This is a genomic window from Bacteroides gallinarum DSM 18171 = JCM 13658 (assembly GCF_000374365.1).
In the GTDB taxonomy this organism is placed as follows: domain Bacteria; phylum Bacteroidota; class Bacteroidia; order Bacteroidales; family Bacteroidaceae; genus Bacteroides; species Bacteroides gallinarum.
Window position 1 is genome coordinate 1 of the sequence record NZ_KB894121.1, and the last position, 18,169, is coordinate 18,169.

The window sequence follows — 18,169 nt, forward strand, 5'->3', positions numbered from 1 at the left end:
CCCTCGTCTTTCAAAATCCACCGGCGACGGCGGATATTCAGGAAAAGATGCTTGCCACGGACGGGGAAGTCCTGAACCACCACAGGAGCGTAGAAGCCTTTGCTTTCCACTTTGACATTCGAATACTCACCGGGAAGCTCATTTTTCTCTTCCAGGTAAATCACGATTTCACTACTGCTTTCCTTTACATCGGAAATGTTGAAATAATCCAAGGTCCCTTCGGGAAGAAGGAGACGGTAACCGTTAGCTTCCATTATTACTGTGCTGTTGTTGCAGGCAAAGATAAGATTTTATCAGATATACTCCTCAGATTTTTACGTTGACCCTTTAAATCTGTCTTGACGACTGGCATAGCCTGAGTGCACGACAGTGTAATTCTTGAAAAATCTTTGCCTTACCTGAAACTACGGTTCGCTTTGTCGGATTTTATCCGGTTTATGGTATAGGGCATAGAGTATGATAAGAGGGTTCCTACACGGTTTGTTTCAGTAGCTGCTCTTGCCTGTGGGATGTTGTTACGTTGCAGTCTGTTCCTTTCTTGTATATGAGGAACAACAGGGACAAACTCGCTGTTGGGGTTATAGGGAACTGTGTGGTATTACGGTTTCAGTGTTGTTCATTTTATCTTCTTTTGTATGTCTTGTGGGGACAGACCTTTAAATCTGTATTGATGACCGGCATAGCCTGAGTGCACGACAGTGTAATTCTTGAAAATCTTATCTTTGCCTGAAACTACGGTTCGCTTTGTCGGATTTTATCCGGTTTATGGTATAGGGCATAGAGCATGGCGGGAGGGTTCCTACATGGTTTGTTTCCGTAATGCTTTTTTATCTTTGAGCTGCTTCTTTTCACACAGTAGTTTCCTATACGGTTTCTTTTTGCATAATTGATTTTGTTTCTGTGTCATTTTTTGCACAGTTTCCATGCTCTTATATTACGCTTTCTTTTGTAACATCATCTTGTTATTTTTCAAGAGAAAGTGGTGAAAAATGATATTTTTTTAGAAAATAGGCTACTTTTATTTCATTCTTCTTGTCTAATATCAAATGCTTTTTCGTAATTTTGGCGTGAATCTAATAAGGACGGAAAAAATCATGCAATTAATATTGTAATAAATCATATAATAACTCCTGTAAAATATGGAAAACAAGATTCAAGAGTTGACCGATAAGATTTATCGTGAAGGGGTGGAAAAAGGTAATGAAGAAGCCCAAAAACTTATCGTAAAAGCTCAGGAAGAGGCCAAGAAAATTGTAGAGGATGCTCAGAAAGAGGCGGATTCTATTGTGGCTACTGCTCGTAAATCTGCTGATGAGTTGGCAGAAAACACTAAGTCAGAGTTAAAACTGTTTGCAGGTCAGGCAGTAAATGCCTTGAAATCTGAGGTTGCTACTTTGGTAACGGATAAGATTGTGAATGCCGATGTGAAAGTATTTGCTGTAAACAAAGATTTCCTCAATGCTTTTATTGTGGCGTTAGCGTCCAAATGGAGTGTAAACGAACCTATCGTAATTTCTACATCGGATGCGGAGAATTTGAAGAAATACTTTGCTGCCCAGGCAAAAGAGTTGTTGGATAAGGGGGTGAAGATTGAACAGGTGAATGGCATCAAAACACTCTTTTCTGTTTCGCCGGCTGACGGTTCTTATAAAGTGAACTTCGGTGAAGAAGAATTTATGAATTACTTCAAAGAATTCCTGCGTCCGCAATTAGTGGAAATGTTGTTTTAAATCCCCACAGGATTATGAGTAAATATTATTACTTGGTAGCCGGTTTGCCCGAACTCACCTTAGAGGATAGCAAATTGAGCTATACGGTAGCCGATTTCAAGACGGAACTGTATCCGGCTTTGTCTAAGGAAGATAGAAAGTTGATAGACTTATTTTATCTTCAATTTGACAATGCGAATGTCTTGAAATTATTGAAGGATAAGGATGCTGCTGTCGATTCACGGGGAAATTATTCGGCAGAGGAGCTGGCTGAGTATATTTCATTGCTGAAAGAAGGCGGTGAGGTATCCGACTGTATATTCCCGTCTTACCTGTCTACTTTTATTTCCGAATACTTCAATTTGTCCGCTGAAGATGATTTTTTGTATGAAGACCGTCTGGCAGCACTTTATTATGCCTATGCCATGAAATGCAAAAATAAGTTTGTATCTGCATGGTTCGGCTTTAATCTTATTATTAATAATGTATTGGTTGCATTGACGGCACGGAAGTTTAAAATGGATGTGGCTCCACTGATAGTAGGAGATACAGAAATTTGTGAAGCCTTGCGTACATCCGGTGCCCGTGATTTCGGATTGAGCGGTGAAGTGGAGTGGCTGGACCAACTGGTGAAAATCAGTGAAACGGAAGAACTGGTGGAACGGGAAAAGAAGATAGACCAGTTACGGTGGAATTGGATGGAGGAGATGACCTTTTTCGACTATTTCACGGTAGAGCGCCTTTTTGTCTTCTTGCTACAGCTTGAGATGATAGAGCGTTGGATTTCATTGGATAAAGAAAAGGGTAGCCAGTTGTTCCGCAGTATTATTGCTGCGTTGAAAGACGAAGTGCAGATACCCGCAGAATTCAGATAAAATAAATTACATAATTATATGGCAACAAAAGGAACTGTTAGTGGCGTAATAGCCAACATGGTAACCCTCGTCGTTGACGGCCCTGTGGCACAGAACGAGATTTGTTATATCTCGACCGGAGGAGACAGGTTAATGGCGGAGGTTATTAAGGTGGTAGGTACCCAGGTTTACGTACAGGTGTTTGAAAGCACCCGTGGGCTGAAAGTAGGAGCCGAAGCCGAGTTTACCGGACACATGCTTGAAGTGACATTGGGACCCGGTATGCTTTCTAAGAACTATGACGGTCTGCAAAACGACCTTGATAAAATGGACGGTGTCTTCCTGAAACGCGGACAATATACGTATCCGCTGGATAAAGAAAGGAAATGGCATTTCGTACCTTTGGCAAAAGCCGGCGACCGAGTGGAAGCTGCTGCGTGGCTGGGACAAGTGGATGAAAACTTCCAGCCGTTGAAAATCATGGTTCCTTTCGAACAGAAAGGCATATGTACCGTGAAGTCAATCGCAGAGGAAGGTGATTACGGCATTGAAGATACGATTGCCGTCCTGACTGACGGAGAAGGTAATGATATTAAGGTGAATATGATTCAGAAATGGCCTGTGAAACGTGCCATGACGAACTATAAGGAAAAACCGCGTCCTTTCAAATTGCTGGAAACCGGTGTACGGGTAATCGATACCGTCAATCCGATTGTGGAAGGTGGTACGGGATTTATCCCCGGTCCGTTCGGTACAGGTAAAACGGTGCTTCAACATGCTATCTCCAAGCAGGCGGAAGCCGATATCGTAATTATTGCCGCCTGCGGTGAGCGTGCCAACGAGGTTGTGGAAATCTTTACGGAGTTCCCCGAACTGGTTGACCCGCATACGGGACGTAAACTAATGGAACGTACCATTATTATCGCCAATACCTCTAACATGCCGGTAGCTGCCCGCGAAGCGTCCGTGTACACAGCTATGACAATTGCGGAATACTACCGTAGTATGGGGTTGAAGGTGTTGCTGATGGCCGACTCCACTTCCCGTTGGGCTCAGGCATTGCGCGAGATGTCCAACCGTATGGAAGAGTTGCCCGGTCCTGATGCATTCCCCATGGACTTGTCTTCTATTATTTCCAATTTCTATGGCCGTGCCGGCTATGTGAAACTGAATAATGGCGAAACCGGTTCCATTACTTTTATCGGTACGGTGTCCCCTGCCGGCGGTAACTTGAAAGAGCCTGTAACGGAAAATACCAAGAAAGTAGCCCGCTGTTTCTACGCACTTGAGCAAGACCGTGCAGACAAGAAACGTTATCCTGCCGTAAATCCTATTGACTCGTATTCCAAATACATTGAATATCCAGAATTCGAGGACTATATATCCAAACGTATCAACGGTGAATGGATTGGTAAGGTAAATGAGGTTAAAACCCGCTTACAGCGTGGTAAGGAAATTGCGGAACAAATCAATATCCTGGGCGATGACGGCGTACCCGTAGAATATCACGTAATCTTCTGGAAATCTGAATTGATTGACTTCGTAATCCTGCAACAAGATGCCTTCGATGAGATTGATGCCGTAACCCCTATGGAGCGTCAGGAAGAAATCCTGAACATGGTAATCGACATCTGCCATACGGAATTTGAGTTCGACAACTTCAACGAGGTAATGGATTATTTCAAGAAGATGATTAATATCTGCAAGCAGATGAACTATTCGAAATTCAAATCGGAAGAATACGACAAGTTCTACAAACAGTTGCAGGAGTTGGTGGCAGAACGCAAAGTCTAAGAGGATATACTATTGTACTATTTACAATTTACTATTTTATCTTGCGGATGCAAGTACATGAAGTGAAGTTGTAGATAGAAAATAGTAAAACCCAAGCGGAGATTAAATTGTAAATAGTAAATTGTCAAATAGTAAATAAGTAAATGGCAACAAAAGCATTTCAAAAGATATATACCAAGATTACTCAGATTACGAAAGCCACGTGTTCGCTGAAGGCTACGGGGGTAGGGTATGATGAGTTGGCAACCGTAAACGGCAAGCTGGCCCAGGTGGTTAAGATTGCCGGTGACGATGTGACTTTGCAAGTTTTCGAGGGTACAGAAGGTATTCCTACTAATGCAGAAGTCGTGTTCTTGGGCAAGGCTCCTACGATTAAAGTGAGCGAACAGCTTGCCGGACGTTTCTTCAACGCCTTTGGCGACCCTATCGACGGTGGTCCGGCTATTGAAGGACAAGAAGTGGAAATCGGCGGTCCGTCGGTAAATCCGGTGCGTCGTAAACAACCTTCCGAACTGATAGCGACCGGTATCGCAGGTATCGACCTGAACAATACGCTGGTGTCCGGACAGAAAATCCCATTCTTCGCCGACCCCGACCAGCCTTTCAACCAGGTTATGGCAAACGTAGCCTTGCGTGCGGAAACAGACAAGATTATCCTCGGCGGTATGGGTATGACGAACGACGACTACCTGTACTTCAAGAATGTATTCTCCAATGCCGGTGCGCTCGACCGTATCGTCAGCTTTATGAATACAACCGAGAATCCGCCAGTGGAACGTCTGTTGATTCCGGATATGGCACTGACTGCCGCTGAATATTTCGCGGTGAATAATAATGAAAAGGTATTAGTGCTGTTAACGGATATGACCTCTTACGCCGATGCGCTGGCTATCGTATCCAACCGTATGGACCAGATTCCGTCCAAAGACTCCATGCCGGGTTCGCTCTATTCCGATTTGGCAAAGATTTACGAGAAAGCAGTGCAGTTCCCCAGTGGCGGTTCTATCACGATTATCGCCGTAACCACTTTGTCCGGCGGTGATATTACACATGCTGTACCTGATAATACGGGTTATATTACCGAAGGTCAGTTATTCCTCCGTCGCGATAGCGATATAGGTAAGGTTATCGTTGACCCGTTCCGTTCGTTGTCTCGTTTGAAACAGCTTGTTACCGGTAAGAAAACGCGTAAAGACCACCCGCAAGTGATGAATGCTGCCGTACGTTTGTATGCCGATGCCGCCAATGCCAAGACTAAACTTGAGAACGGTTTCGACCTGACGAACTACGATGAACGTACCCTTGCCTTTGCTAAAGATTACTCCAACCAACTATTGGCTATCGATGTAAACCTCGATACCACGGAGATGCTCGATGTAGCCTGGGGCTTGTTCGGTAAGTATTTCCGTCCGGAAGAAGTGAATATCAAGAAAGAGCTTGTGGACGAATTTTGGCCTAAAGGAGATAACTGAATCACTAATCATTAATTATTAACGAAGTGGCTATTAAGTTTCAATATAATAAAACGTCGCTCCAGCAGTTGGAAAAGCAACTGAAAGTACGTGTGCGAACGCTTCCTATCATTAAGAATAAGGAGAGTGCCCTACGTATGGAGGTGAAGCGCTGCAAGGCCGATGCTGCCGCGCTGGATGCGAGGTTGGAAAAGGAAATCCAAGCTTATGAAGCCATGTTCGCCCTTTGGAATGAGTTCGATGCCTCATTGATAAAGGTCAACGATGTTCATCTTGGCGTGAAGAAAATTGCCGGAGTAAGAGTGCCGTTGCTCGAAAACGTAGATTTCGAGATACGCCCTTACAGTTTGTTCAATGCACCCAAATGGTATGCAGACGGGCTGCACTTGCTCAAAGAGCTGGCACATACAGCCATTGAACGGGAATTTACCGTTGCCAAGCTGAACTTGTTGGAACATGCGCGCAAAAAGACCACCCAAAAAGTGAACCTTTTTGAGAAAGTACAGATTCCGGGCTATCAGGATGCACTGCGTAAAATCAAACGGTTTATGGAAGACGAGGAAAACCTCTCCAAATCGTCGCAGAAAATCATGAAGTCCCACCAAGAGAAAAGGAAGGAGGCAGAAGCATGATTACGAAAATGAAGAAGCTCACGTTCCTTGTATATCATAAGGAGTACGAAGCATTCCTGAACGGTGTGCGCGACCTCGGTGTAGTGCACATAGCCGAAAAGCAACAAGGCGTTGCCGACAATACGGAATTGCAGGATAGCATTCGCCTGTCCGGTCGCCTGCAAGCAACAGAGAAGATGTTGCAGGCGTTGAAACCTGCCAAGCAGGCGGTAGCAGAAACACCGGCTTCGGCTGCCCGCGGCATGGAAGTGCTGGACGAAGTAGACGGATTGCAAGCTGAAAAGAACAAGTTGCAACAACAGTTGCAGGCCTATCAGAAAGAGAAAGCAGCGTTGGAGCCCTGGGGCAATTTCGAACCGGAAAGCCTGTCGCGCCTGCACGATGCCGGACTGACAGTAGGTTTTTATAGCTGTTCGGAAGGTAACTACGACACTACATGGGAAGATACCTATAATGCAATGGTCGTTAGCCGTTTGTCCTCCCGCGTCTATTTTGTTACCGTAACCGGAAATGCAGAGGAGGTGGATTTGGATGCAGAGCAGGCAAAACTACCGCCTTATTCATTGGAACGCGTGCAAATCCTTTGCGACGAAACAGAACAGGCCTTGGCGGATAATGAGGAGAAGCTGAAAGTACTTGCCGAGAAAGAACTCCCTTCGTTGCATGCCGCTTTGAAAGAGGTGAATACCGACATGGAATTCTCTAAAGTAATGCTGAATACAGAATCTACGGCAGGAGAGAAGCTGATGTTGCTGCAAGGTTGGGCGCCGGTTTCCCAGGTCGGGAAGATTTCCGCATGGCTCGATGCGCAGCATGTATATTACGAGGTTTCCTCACCGGTTCCGGGCGACAACGTACCTATTCAGTTGAATAACAAAGGCTTCTTTGCATGGTTCGAGCCGATATGCAAGCTCTATATGCTGCCGAAGTACAACGAACTGGACTTGACACCTTTCTTTGCACCTTTCTTTATGGTGTTCTTCGGCTTATGCCTGGGAGACTCCGGTTACGGATTGTTCCTGTTCCTGGGAGCAACCCTGTATCGCCTGTTTGCCAAGAATATCAGCGCAACGATGAAGCCCGTCCTCTCGTTGATACAAGTGCTGGCAGCATCCACCTTTTTCTGCGGATTGCTGACGGGCACGTTTTTCGGGGCGAATATCTACGATATAAACCTGCCGTTCTTCCAGAAGATGAAAGCAACCCTATTTATGGATAATAACGCAATGTTCCAGTTGTCGCTGATACTCGGCGTGATACAGATACTGTTCGGTATGGTGTTGAAAGCGGTGAACCAGAGCATTCAGTTCGGGTTCAAATATGCCGTGGCTACGATTGGCTGGATTATCCTGCTGATTTCCTGCGGAGTAGGAGCCCTATTACCGGAAATCATGCCGTTGGGCGGTACGGTGCATCTGTGCATCCTTGCTGTGGCGGCAGCCATGATATTCCTCTACAACAGTCCGGGCAAGAACATATTCCTTAATATCGGACTCGGTTTTTGGGATTCCTACAACATGGCTACGGGGCTGCTCGGCGATGTGCTGTCGTATGTGCGCTTGTTTGCCCTCGGACTCTCGGGAGGTATCCTTGCAGGAGTGTTCAATAGCCTTGCAGTGGGCATGAGCCCTGATAATGTCATTGCCGGACCGATTGTAATGGTGCTGATATTCGTTATAGGCCATGCTATCAATATCTTTATGAATGTGCTCGGTGCAATGGTACATCCCATGCGTCTGACCTTTGTAGAGTTCTTCAAGAATTCCGGATATGAAGGCGGAGGCAAGGAATACAAGCCGTTTAAGAATTAAAAATTAAAAAATAAGAATTAAAGCTACGCGTGAATGGACGCAGGCTTCATCAAGAGAAACAAATAAAAATATAAACAATAAAAAACGAATAAGATTATGGAAATGAATTTATTGATTGCCTATATTGGCATTGCTGTGATGGTTGGTTTGTCGGGTATCGGTAGTGCCTATGGTGTGACAATTGCAGGTAATGCAGCTATCGGTGCATTGAAAAAGAATGATGGCGCGTTCGGTAATTTCCTGGTGCTGACAGCACTTCCCGGTACTCAGGGATTGTACGGTTTTGCCGGTTACTTTATGTTCCAGACCATTTTCGGTATTCTTACTCCGGGCATGACTGCTATTCAAGCTGCCGCTATCCTGGGTGCAGGTATCGCTTTGGGACTGGTAGCCTTGTTCTCCGCTATCCGCCAGGGACAGGTTTGCGCCAATGGCATCGCCGCTATCGGCCAGGGACACGACGTATTCAGCAATACGCTGATTCTTGCCGTATTCCCCGAGCTTTATGCTATCGTAGCCCTGGCTGCTACCTTCTTGATTGGTAGTGCACTGACTGCATAAAGAATATCCGAAATGAAATAAGGGGGCAAAACTCATTTTTTAAGAAGATGAGCTTTTAATTTGAAACCTGATAGCCCCCGGCAACGATAAAAAAGAACCGTATCATTACTCGAAAATGGAGTGAAGTGCACCCCAAAAGTTAGACACAAAACTTTTGGGGGTCACTTCAGTACTCGAAAATAGAGTCCGATACGGTTCTTTTATGTTTGTTCGTTACAATCTGCAACTTTCTTGTATACCCCGTTTAGCTTTGATATACCCTCTTGGGATATTCAGTCCTTGTTTTTTTCTTACGCATCTTTTCTCTTCGGTATTTTTTTCGCCGGGGGGTTATTCTTCTTTATCCCGGTATTGGCGGGGCTTTCGTGGTTAACGATAACATTTATGCAAACGGTTGTTTATGCACATTTAATCAGTTTTTTCGATTAAAAGGCTATTTTTCAAAGAATAATATGTACTTTTGCAACCGTAATTATGATAAAGAGATTATAACATATATGGTGAAAGAACTACTTACCCCCAATTACATCTTCGAAGCGAGCTGGGAAGTATGTAATAAAGTAGGCGGTATCTACACAGTTTTGTCTACCAGAGCAAACACACTGCAGACAAAATTCCGTGATAGAGTATTTTTTGTAGGGCCGGACTTCTGGCGAGGACAAGAGAACCCCTTATTCATAGAGTCCGATAACCTTTGTGCCGCATGGAAAAAATACGCTGTCGAAAAAGATAACCTCTCCGTTCGCGTGGGTCGCTGGAATATTCCGGGCGAACCTATCGTCATATTGGTTGACTTCCAGCCCTTCTTCGCACAAAAGAATGAGATTTATACAGAAATGTGGGAGCATTACCAGGTAGACTCGTTGCATGCCTACGGCGATTACGATGAAGCCTCCATGTTTGCGTACGCCACCGGAAAAGTGGTGGAAAGCTTCTACCGGTATAATCTGACGGAAACGGACAGGGTAGTGTTCCAGGCACACGAATGGATGACGGGTATGGCTGCACTCTATTTGCAGACCGCCGTACCAGAGATTGCTACGATATTTACCACACATGCCACCTCGATAGGACGTTCTATCGCAGGCAACAACAAGCCGCTATACGATTACCTTTTCGCTTACAACGGCGACCAAATGGCGCGCGAGCTGAATATGGAGTCCAAGCACTCCATTGAAAAGCAGACGGCGCATTACGTGGACTGCTTCACTACCGTAAGCCAAATCACCGATAACGAATGCAAAGAACTGCTCGATAAGCCTGCCGACGTAATCCTTATGAACGGTTTCGAAGATGACTTCGTACCGAAAGGCTCTACATTCACCGGCAAGCGCAAGCGTGCACGCTCTACGATGCTGCGTGTGGCGAACTGCCTTTTAGGGCAGGAGTTCGGCGACGATACGCTCATTGTCGGAACCAGCGGGCGCTACGAATTCAAGAACAAGGGCATCGACGTCTTTCTGGAATCGTTGAACCGCTTGAACCGCGATAAGAACCTGAAGAAAAAGGTACTGGCTTTCGTGAATGTTCCCGGTTGGGTGGGAGAGCCCCGCAACGACCTGCAACAGCGGTTGAAGAAGAAAGAAGAAACCTATACGACTCCGCTCGAAGTACCTTTCATCACCCACTGGCTGCACAATATGACGCACGACCAGGTATTGGATATGCTGAAATACCTCGGTATGGACAACGGCCCCGAAGATAAAGTAAAGGTAATCTTCGTTCCCTGCTACCTGGACGGTAAAGACGGCATCCTCAACAAGCACTATTACGACCTGATATTGGGAGAAGACCTGAGCGTCTATCCTTCCTACTATGAGCCGTGGGGATATACCCCGCTGGAGAGCGTGGCTTTCTATGTGCCCACCATTACGACCGACCTCGCCGGTTTCGGACTTTGGGTAAACGGTTTGAAGAACCGGCACGGCATCGACGACGGAGTAGAGGTGCTGCACCGTTCGGACTATAACTATTCCGAAGTGGCAGACGGCATCAAGGACACCATAGCCCTGTTCTCTACAAAGACGGATGCGGAAATCAAAGGAATCCGGAAGCGTGCAGCCCAGGTGGCGGAGCAGGCTTTGTGGAAGCATTTCATACAATATTATTATGAAGCCTACGACCTGGCATTGCGCAATGCGATGAAACGCCAGTTAGGCTGACAGGAAAAGAATTATATTAATCAATCAAGTAATCATACAATGAAGATTAAAGTTAGTAATGTAAACACTCCGAACTGGAAAGATGTGAACGTTAAATCTCACATCCCTGCTGAATTGGAGAAATTATCCGAACTTGCACGAAACATTTGGTGGGCATGGAACTATGAAGCCACCGAACTGTTTAGAGACCTTGACCCTGCACTCTGGAAAGAAGTAGGACAGAACCCTGTCCTGCTGTTGGAACGTATGAGCTATGCCAAGCTCGAAGCTCTTGCAAAAGATAAGGTTATCTTGCGCAGAATGGAAGACGTATACGCCAAGTTCCGTAATTATATGGACGTGAAACCAGACAGCAACCGTCCCTCCGTTGCCTATTTCAGTATGGAGTATGGATTGAATCACGTACTTAAGATATATTCCGGTGGTCTGGGCGTACTTGCCGGCGACTATTTGAAAGAAGCTTCCGACAGCAATGTAGACATGTGCGCCGTAGGTTTCCTGTACCGTTACGGCTATTTCACCCAAACACTGGCTATGGACGGACAGCAGATTGCCAACTACGAAGCCCAGAACTTCGGCCAGTTGCCTATCGACCGCGTATTGGATGAAAACGGCAAGCAGGTCATTGTAGACGTACCTTACCTGGATTACTACGTACACGCCTACCTTTGGAGAGTGAACGTAGGACGTATCTCCCTCTACCTGCTCGATACGGATAACGAGCTGAACAGCGAGTTCGACCGTTCTATCACCCACCAGCTTTACGGCGGCGACTGGGAGAACCGTTTGAAGCAGGAAATCCTGCTGGGTATCGGCGGTATCCTCACTTTGAAGAAATTAGGTATCAAGAAAGACGTATATCATTGCAACGAAGGACACGCGGCGTTGATTAACGTACAGCGCATCTGCGACTACGTAGCCGAAGGCCTGACATACGACCAGGCTATCGAATTGGTGCGTGCCTCTTCTTTATATACCGTACACACTCCGGTTCCTGCCGGCCACGACTACTTCGATGAAGGCCTCTTCGGTAAGTATATGGGCGGCTATCCTGCCAAAATGGGCATCACTTGGGACGACCTTATGGACCTCGGCCGCAACAATCCGGGCGACAAGGGCGAACGCTTCTGTATGTCCGTATTCGCCTGCAACACTTCCCAGGAAGTGAACGGCGTAAGCTGGCTGCACGGAAAAGTATCCCAGGAAATGTTCGCTCCTATCTGGAAAGGCTACTTCCCGGAAGAAATGCACGTAGGTTACGTTACCAACGGTGTACACTTCCCCACATGGAGCGCTACGGAATGGAAACAGCTCTATGCCGCACACTTCGATGAGAACTTCTGGTACGACCAGTCCAATCCTAAGATTTGGGAAGCAATCTATAATGTAGCCGACGAGGAAATATGGAAGACGCGTATGGCTATGAAGAACAAACTGATAGACTACGTTCGCAAGGAATACCGCAAGACATGGTTGAACAACCAAGGTGACCCTTCGCGCGTGGTATCACTGTTGGACAAGATTAACCCGAATGCGCTCCTGATAGGTTTCGGACGCCGTTTCGCCACTTACAAGCGTGCACACCTGCTGTTCACCGACCTGGAACGCCTGTCCAAGATTGTGAACAATCCCGATTATCCGGTACAGTTCCTGTTCACCGGTAAGGCTCACCCGCACGACGGCGCAGGCCAGGGGCTGATTAAGAGAATTATCGAAATCTCCCGCCGTCCCGAGTTCCTGGGCAAGATTATCTTCCTCGAAAACTACGATATGCAGTTGGCACGCCGCCTCGTATCGGGCGTGGATATCTGGCTGAATACCCCGACACGTCCGCTCGAAGCATCCGGAACCTCCGGCGAGAAAGCGCTGATGAACGGTGTCGTAAACTTCTCCGTACTCGACGGCTGGTGGCTGGAAGGCTACCGCGAAGGCGCAGGCTGGGCGTTGACGGAAAAGCGTACCTACCAGAACCAGGAATACCAAGACCAACTGGATGCCGCTACCATTTATAGCATACTCGAACAGGAAATCCTGCCGTTGTTCTATGCACGTAACAAGAAGGGATATTCCGAAGGCTGGATAAGAACTATCAAGAACTCTATCGCACAGATTGCACCGCATTACACAATGAAGCGCCAACTGGACGATTACTATAACAAGTTCTACATCAAGGAAGCTAAACGCTTTAAGACACTGGCTGCCAACGACTATGCCAAGGCAAAGGAAATTGCCGCATGGAAGGAAGAAGTAGTAGCCAAGTGGGACAGCATCGAAGTCGTATCTTGCGAAAAGACGGAAGAACTGGTGAAAGGCTCTATCGAAAGCGGTAAGGAATACACCATTACATACGTTATCGACGAGAAAGGACTGAACGATGCTATCGGTCTGGAACTGGTAACTACCTATACCGCACAGGACGGCAAGCAACACATTTATTCCGTTGAGCCGTTCAGTGTAGTGAAGAAAGAGGGCAACCTCTACACATTCCAGGTGAAACACAAACTGGAGAATGCAGGTAGTTTCAAGGTAGCCTACCGTATGTTCCCGAAGAATGCAGACCTGCCTCACCGTCAGGACTTCTGTTATGTTCGCTGGTTCATCTGAGAACATATAAAAACAGATGATGCGTTCGCTTGAAACGCATCATCTGCCAGTACTGAACGCATCATCCGTATGATGCAGAAAGACCGTCCGTTTCGGGTAAACGGACGGTCTTGTTTTTTGTGCCCGGATTATGGCTATTTTCGCTCACGCACTTGTGGCGCACTTGTTTTTCCGGGCACAATAGCGTTCGCACTGGGCACAAATATCATACCCCAACATTGCTCCGAGTATAAAGTCCTCTTCGGGTGTCAACTGGTTCAAAGGCCTTGTCACCATACACCGGATAGCGTGTATACACTCCGGCCTGCCAAAGAACAGATTGATTTTATACTTGTCTACAGGCTGAATCAGGAACTCAATCTTCTGGCTTTTCAGACGGGCTATGGCGAATTCTTCGTATTTACGGTTTACCGTGTATAGAACCATTTGACGGACTCCTTTCTTGAACTCATAAACATGGTTGAGAAAAACTTTCAGGTCTGCGGGCAAAATGTCGGGGGATGATATTCTCATAAACACATGCAATAAAAATCAGGTTGAAATTTAAATTTTACTTTTAAGCTCTGCTGTCCAGGCGTCGATACGTTCGGCTGTTTTGTCGCTCTCGTTCACTTCGTCGAGGGCGAGGCCTACGAATGCACCGTCGACTACGGCGATAGAAGAAGAATACGAGTAACCGTCCGTGCTGACCTTGTTGCCTATGAAGCTGCATCCGCTGTCTTTCAAATCTTCGTAAAGGATTCCCATGCCGTCGCAGAAAGTATCGCAGTAAGACTCGGAATCGCCGCAACCGAACAGAGCAACGCTCTTGAACGACAAGTCGGCTGCCTTCAGTACTTTTACACCGTCGTACCAGTCGTCCTGCAACTCACCGTCGCCCCAGGTGGAAGTACCTATAATCAGCAGGTCGTATTCTTTCACTAAATCCGCAGTGAGTTTGTCTGCACTATATACATCGGATTGGGAAACCCCCATTTTATCGGCTATCTGATTAGCCAAATCTTCGCATGTTCCGGTACTGGAACCATAAAAAACACCTATTTTCTTCATTGTAACTAATGTAATTAAGTTTGTTTGCTGCAAAGTAAAGGCTTTGCAGGCTATGGTGAAATACCTATTTGTAGGGCTTTTAGGCTGGTGCGTCTCCCTATTTCCGGTTAGCTTGCAGTGACTATATAGATGTTAAATCTACCTATAAATGGGGAGGCGGAACGCTTCCCGGCTGTTGTAGCGTTGCCGCCGGATATGAACAAGGTACGGCGGATAAGTGTTTCCAATAGAAACAGAAAGGAGATAATAGGATATGAAAAAAATTGTTTTGCTTCGCCACGGCGAAAGCGAATGGAATAAAGAAAACCGTTTTACCGGGTGGACGGATGTAGACCTTACGGAGAAAGGCATTGCCGAGGCTTTGAAAGCCGGGGAACTGTTGGCGGAAAAAGGTTTCCGCTTCCGGAGAGCTTATACCTCGTACTTGAAGCGTGCCGTAAAGACGTTGAACTGTGTGCTCGACCGCCTCGGCCAAGACTGGATTCCGGTGGAGAAGTCGTGGCGGCTGAATGAAAAACATTACGGGCAACTGCAAGGGCTGAACAAGGCGGAGACTGCTGCCGAATATGGAGACGAGCAGGTATTGGTGTGGCGTCGCAGTTATGACATCGCCCCTCACGCGCTGGCGGAGGACGACGTGCGCAACCCGCGGTTTGAAGACCGCTACCGGGAAGTACCCGATGCAGAGCTGCCCCGTACGGAATCGCTGAAAGATACGATTGAACGCATCCTGCCGTATTGGAAATGCGTTATCTTCCCGAACCTAAAGACAGTCGACGAGCTGTTGGTAGTGGCTCACGGCAACAGCCTGCGCGGTATCATCAAGCACCTGAAACACATTCCGGACGAAGAAATCGTACATCTGAACCTGCCTACGGCCGTACCGTACGTATTCGAGTTCGATGATGAACTGAACCTGGCGAACGATTATTTTCTGGGCGACCCCGAAGAAATCAGGAAGCTAATGGAGGCTGTTGCCAATCAGGGCAAAAAGAAATGACAGGTGGGCAGGATACGGAGAATCCGTCCCACGGGATGAAAGTATTTGCCTCACGAGATGAAAAAATCCGTTCTATGAGATGAAAATATTTGTCTCACGGGATGAAAACATCCGCCTCGTGAGATGAAAATAGCTATCTCACGAAACGAAAATAACTGCTTCATAAGATGCAAAAAACTATCCCGCGATATGAAACCAATCATATTCGCGGGATAGTTGGTATCGCAGGACGAATGGCATATTACGCACCGGTTTGCCTATTTCCCTAATTCATGGAAAAGGGTCATGCTCAGTAAGACCCCGATAACGATGCAAATCAGAATGAGGAACCAGTTCATGAGGCGGGCGCCCGGTTTCGTTTCCTTATGCAGGTTCTGGGCTACGTAATTCTTGAAGAACAGGTAAATGGCAGGTACGGTAGCGCTTGCCAACAACAGGTCTTCGGGTATCTTGTACACATATACCTTGGAGAAAGCGATAAGCGCCCAGTGGCATAGGAAAAGGATAACGAGCAGGTTGACCTTGCGGGAGAAAGCCAGCAGCAGCCCGATAGTGAATACGGCTACCGAGCAAGGCATCACCGTTGTCGTCATCATGGGGAACTCCATGCCGCGCGCCCACGAAAGGAGGGGGTAGAGGAAGGGCATCGCATAGAGCACTCCCACCAACACCCGGTATCTGGAATTGCGCTCGAACGGAGTGTAGCCGGCAAGCAAGTCCCACAGCCAAATCAAGGCGATTAATCCCCAGAAAAGGGCGAGGATATGGTGGTAGCTGCGTGTGTCGCAGTACATCAGGTAGTACACCAGGGCTATCCAGCCGTTGAGGAATACCATGTATATCTTCATGGAGCGTTTTACCCCTACGGTGGGTCTGCGGTATAACAGCACGGTCAGTACGATACCCGCTATGGTGATGATAATCTGTGCCCACCAGGTGTTCTCATTATACCGTGCGATAGTGTTCCAGAATGTTTCCATTGTAACCGGTTTCCGTTTTTTCGAATTCGTTTTCTAATAGGGGCTGTTTGTTCCCCTTCTTTAAAAATGCGTGCAAAGGTATGGGTTTCCGGCGAGATATGAAATTCTTTTCTATATTTTGCCTATCTTTGCACGCCCTTTCGGACACGGGTAAGATTAAGATATTAGTAAGTAGAAAGTTTGAAGGATAAAACAATGGTTGAACAAGAAATTATCTTGCGCAGGAAGCTTGATTTGTTGCTTCGTACAGGAAAAATATTAGTGGAGAGTGCAGCCGATACCAATCGCATCGTACGCAATATGAATCGCGTTGCGGCCTATCTGGGATTACCCGAGGAAAACCTTCATATCGACGTAACCTATACGATGCTTATAGTGAACCTGAGCGACGAATCGCATTCCTATTCCAAGTTCCAGAAGTGCGAGAAGCACGGAATCAATATGACGGCGATATCCGAAATCAGCAAGCTCTCCTGGCGGGCTATCGAGGAAGACTATTCGCTCGACCGGTACGAGGAGGAACTGGAAAAGATAAGGAACAAGAAGCGGAACTATGCCCCTTACCTTGTAGCCATTGGAGCGGGGTTTGCCTGCGGCGGCTTCTGCAAGCTGTTCGGTAGCGACTGGATTGCTTTTCTATTTGCATCCGTTGCAGCCTTTGCCGGTTTCCGCGTTCGTGCACGTTGCATAGAGTTCGGTATCAACCTCTATATGAGTATTGCCATTGCGGCGCTGGTGGCTACCTGCCTTGCCTATATCACTACTTTTACGGGGCTGTCCGTCACTCCGTATCATCCGTTGCTGGCTTGTGCGCTGTTCATTGTGCCGGGTGTTCCTATCATAAACTTCGTAGACGATATGATAGACAACTACATACAGGTGGGCATCGTACGCGCCGTCAATACGGTACTGATGGTATGTGCCATGGCTTTCGGCATTGTAATGGCCATGCGCCTGCTTGCTATGGAAGATGTGGTGATAGACAAGAAGTTCAGCGAGCTGAGTATGGTTCCCCATGACCCCTACTATATATATGCCATTGCGGCGGCCATATCCGCTATGGGGTTCTCCATGATATTCAATATCCAGCGCCGCCTGCTGTGGGTGGTAGCTGTGGGCGGTATCCTTGCCGTATGTACGCGCAACTTCGTCAATTTCGAGCTGGGACTCGGACCGGTCATCGGTTCGTTCATGGGAGCTATGGTGGTGAGCCTGGTGGCGGTGAAGGCAGTCCATTGGTTTCATGTACCCAACCATGTGCTCACTATTCCTTCCGTTATCCCGATGATTCCGGGGGTGCTGATGTACCGTGCCCTGGTTGCCCTTATCAATATGCACGGGGTGGTAGGTGAGGTTACGGTTGCCGTGTCGAACGGTATCAACGCTTCGCTGATTATCCTCTGTATCGCGTTGGGGGTAGCGGTTCCCAATATCTTTGCCCGCCGCTATATCGCTAAAGACCGGCAGCGTTTCCTGAAAGAAGAATTGCAGAAGCGCAGGGAAAGGGGAAAGTTCCTGGAATGGTGACTGCGATGCGTTG

Annotated in this window: 15 protein-coding genes; 11 read left to right on the forward strand and 4 right to left on the reverse strand. The window is 47.1% G+C overall.

Translation table 11 applies throughout. The features are described from left to right. The coding region (locus tag C233_RS0105325; protein ID WP_018666478.1) for an ISAon1 family transposase N-terminal region protein at positions 1-254 on the reverse strand (254 nt) is incomplete at its 3' end. Between the two features lie 885 nt (positions 255-1,139). On the opposite strand from C233_RS0105325, the gene C233_RS0105335 reads away from it, so the two are divergent. The 9 genes from C233_RS0105335 (at position 1,140) to C233_RS0105375 (ending at position 13,599) form a co-directional block, all read left to right on the forward strand. Continuing rightward, positions 1,140-1,730, forward strand: a complete 591-nt coding sequence (locus C233_RS0105335) for a hypothetical protein (RefSeq protein ID WP_018666482.1) — start codon at positions 1,140-1,142, stop codon at positions 1,728-1,730. Positions 1,731-1,744: 14 nt separating this feature from the next. Further along, the gene (locus C233_RS0105340; protein ID WP_018666484.1) at positions 1,745-2,584 is read left to right on the forward strand and encodes a DUF2764 domain-containing protein; all 840 of its coding nucleotides are present in this window, start codon (positions 1,745-1,747) and stop codon (positions 2,582-2,584) included. 18 nt (positions 2,585-2,602) lie between these two features. Further along, positions 2,603-4,357 (forward strand): V-type ATP synthase subunit A, encoded by a 1,755-nt coding sequence (locus C233_RS0105345; protein ID WP_026314743.1) that lies wholly within the window; start codon positions 2,603-2,605, stop codon positions 4,355-4,357. Between the two features lie 143 nt (positions 4,358-4,500). Next, positions 4,501-5,829: a V-type ATP synthase subunit B gene (locus C233_RS0105350; RefSeq protein WP_018666488.1), complete on the forward strand. Its 1,329-nt coding sequence runs from the start codon at positions 4,501-4,503 to the stop codon at positions 5,827-5,829. A gap of 26 nt (positions 5,830-5,855) precedes the next feature. Continuing rightward, a complete protein-coding gene (locus tag C233_RS0105355) occupies positions 5,856-6,461 on the forward strand; it encodes a V-type ATP synthase subunit D (protein ID WP_025068647.1) in 606 nt (201 codons plus the stop codon). Next, complete coding sequence (locus C233_RS0105360; RefSeq protein WP_018666492.1) at positions 6,458-8,272, forward strand: V-type ATP synthase subunit I; 1,815 nt, start codon at positions 6,458-6,460, stop codon at positions 8,270-8,272. Before C233_RS0105355 ends, C233_RS0105360 begins: the two co-directional genes overlap by 4 nt. A gap of 96 nt (positions 8,273-8,368) precedes the next feature. Next, the gene (locus C233_RS0105365) at positions 8,369-8,833 is read left to right on the forward strand and encodes a V-type ATP synthase subunit K (RefSeq protein WP_018666494.1); all 465 of its coding nucleotides are present in this window, start codon (positions 8,369-8,371) and stop codon (positions 8,831-8,833) included. Positions 8,834-9,330: 497 nt separating this feature from the next. Continuing rightward, entirely contained in the window at positions 9,331-10,995 is a 1,665-nt protein-coding gene (locus tag C233_RS0105370; protein WP_025068648.1) for a glycogen/starch synthase, read from the forward strand. A 39-nt stretch (positions 10,996-11,034) separates the two neighbouring features. Then, entirely contained in the window at positions 11,035-13,599 is a 2,565-nt protein-coding gene (locus C233_RS0105375) for a glycosyltransferase family 1 protein (protein WP_018666498.1), read from the forward strand. A gap of 144 nt (positions 13,600-13,743) precedes the next feature. Here the strand turns inward: C233_RS0105375 and C233_RS0105380 are convergent, their stop codons facing one another. Then, complete coding sequence (locus C233_RS0105380) at positions 13,744-14,112, reverse strand: DUF2023 family protein (RefSeq protein ID WP_034777427.1); 369 nt, start codon at positions 14,110-14,112, stop codon at positions 13,744-13,746. 30 nt (positions 14,113-14,142) lie between these two features. Beyond that, the gene (gene fldA / locus C233_RS0105385) at positions 14,143-14,649 is read right to left on the reverse strand and encodes a flavodoxin FldA (protein ID WP_018666503.1); all 507 of its coding nucleotides are present in this window, start codon (positions 14,647-14,649) and stop codon (positions 14,143-14,145) included. 253 nt (positions 14,650-14,902) lie between these two features. Between fldA and gpmA the strand changes: the two genes are divergently transcribed. Then, a complete protein-coding gene (gpmA, locus tag C233_RS0105390) occupies positions 14,903-15,649 on the forward strand; it encodes a 2,3-diphosphoglycerate-dependent phosphoglycerate mutase (RefSeq protein ID WP_018666506.1) in 747 nt (248 codons plus the stop codon). A 257-nt stretch (positions 15,650-15,906) separates the two neighbouring features. On the opposite strand, the gene C233_RS0105395 is transcribed toward gpmA, so the two are convergent. Further along, positions 15,907-16,629 (reverse strand): DUF6064 family protein, encoded by a 723-nt coding sequence (locus C233_RS0105395; protein WP_018666508.1) that lies wholly within the window; start codon positions 16,627-16,629, stop codon positions 15,907-15,909. A gap of 195 nt (positions 16,630-16,824) precedes the next feature. Here C233_RS0105395 and C233_RS0105400 point away from each other — a divergent pair, with 195 nt between their 5' ends. Then, positions 16,825-18,156 (forward strand): threonine/serine exporter family protein, encoded by a 1,332-nt coding sequence (locus tag C233_RS0105400; RefSeq protein WP_018666509.1) that lies wholly within the window; start codon positions 16,825-16,827, stop codon positions 18,154-18,156. Positions 18,157-18,169: the final 13 nt, after the last annotated feature.

Coding starts and splice junctions, on each gene's coding strand:
- C233_RS0105400 (WP_018666509.1), top strand. CDS start 16,825: ATGGTTGAACAAGAAATTATCTTGCGCAGGAAGCTTGATTTGTTGCTT.
- C233_RS0105350 (WP_018666488.1), top strand. CDS start 4,501: ATGGCAACAAAAGCATTTCAAAAGATATATACCAAGATTACTCAGATT.
- C233_RS0105345 (WP_026314743.1), top strand. CDS start 2,603: ATGGCAACAAAAGGAACTGTTAGTGGCGTAATAGCCAACATGGTAACC.
- C233_RS0105380 (WP_034777427.1), bottom strand. CDS start 14,112: ATGAGAATATCATCCCCCGACATTTTGCCCGCAGACCTGAAAGTTTTT.
- C233_RS0105370 (WP_025068648.1), top strand. CDS start 9,331: ATGGTGAAAGAACTACTTACCCCCAATTACATCTTCGAAGCGAGCTGG.
- C233_RS0105365 (WP_018666494.1), top strand. CDS start 8,369: ATGGAAATGAATTTATTGATTGCCTATATTGGCATTGCTGTGATGGTT.
- C233_RS0105335 (WP_018666482.1), top strand. CDS start 1,140: ATGGAAAACAAGATTCAAGAGTTGACCGATAAGATTTATCGTGAAGGG.
- fldA (WP_018666503.1), bottom strand. CDS start 14,649: ATGAAGAAAATAGGTGTTTTTTATGGTTCCAGTACCGGAACATGCGAA.
- gpmA (WP_018666506.1), top strand. CDS start 14,903: ATGAAAAAAATTGTTTTGCTTCGCCACGGCGAAAGCGAATGGAATAAA.
- C233_RS0105360 (WP_018666492.1), top strand. CDS start 6,458: ATGATTACGAAAATGAAGAAGCTCACGTTCCTTGTATATCATAAGGAG.
- C233_RS0105340 (WP_018666484.1), top strand. CDS start 1,745: ATGAGTAAATATTATTACTTGGTAGCCGGTTTGCCCGAACTCACCTTA.
- C233_RS0105375 (WP_018666498.1), top strand. CDS start 11,035: ATGAAGATTAAAGTTAGTAATGTAAACACTCCGAACTGGAAAGATGTG.
- C233_RS0105395 (WP_018666508.1), bottom strand. CDS start 16,629: ATGGAAACATTCTGGAACACTATCGCACGGTATAATGAGAACACCTGG.